The sequence below is a fragment of the Mesorhizobium sp. M4A.F.Ca.ET.090.04.2.1 genome, from assembly GCF_003999085.1.
In the GTDB taxonomy this organism is placed as follows: domain Bacteria; phylum Pseudomonadota; class Alphaproteobacteria; order Rhizobiales; family Rhizobiaceae; genus Mesorhizobium.
Genome location: NZ_RZOT01001025.1, coordinates 1 through 469, shown reverse-complemented (window position 1 = coordinate 469; position 469 = coordinate 1). Strand labels below are relative to the sequence as shown.

General features: G+C 65.7%; 1 pseudogene. It reads right to left on the bottom strand.

What is annotated here, in order from left to right:
• Window positions 1–469 (bottom strand): annotated as a pseudogene (locus EN781_RS33860) (glycine cleavage system protein T); the annotation flags it as partial.

Sequence of the window (469 nt, the reverse complement as noted above, 5' to 3'; positions counted from 1 at the left end):
GGTCGAAATCGCTCGAGCGCCGCCACGAGAACTCGTCCCTGACGCCTTCAGGGGCATACCAGAGCGGCACCTCCAGCCCGTAGGACACGCCCCATTGCGCGCCCTTGGCAGAGAGGGCGTCAAAGACCGGCGTCGTCTTGAGCGGACGTCCGGCCGGCAATTCCTCATTGGGGAAGCGGATCGAGAAGCGCCGCGAATAATTTTCGCGCACCTTGGCGTTGGTGTAGGCCATCGTCGCCCAGTCGCCGTAGCGCGCGACATCCATTGCCCAGATGTCGGCACCGGGATCGCCCTCGATCATCCAGTTTGAAAGTGCGAGACCGACACCGCCGCCCTGCGAAAAGCCGGCCATCACGCCGCAGGCGACCCAGAAGCCGGGCAGGCCGCGCACCGGACCGACCAGCGGACTGCCGTCCGGCGCGAAGGTGAAGGGGCCGTTGATGATCTGCTTGATGCCGGTGTGCTGGAA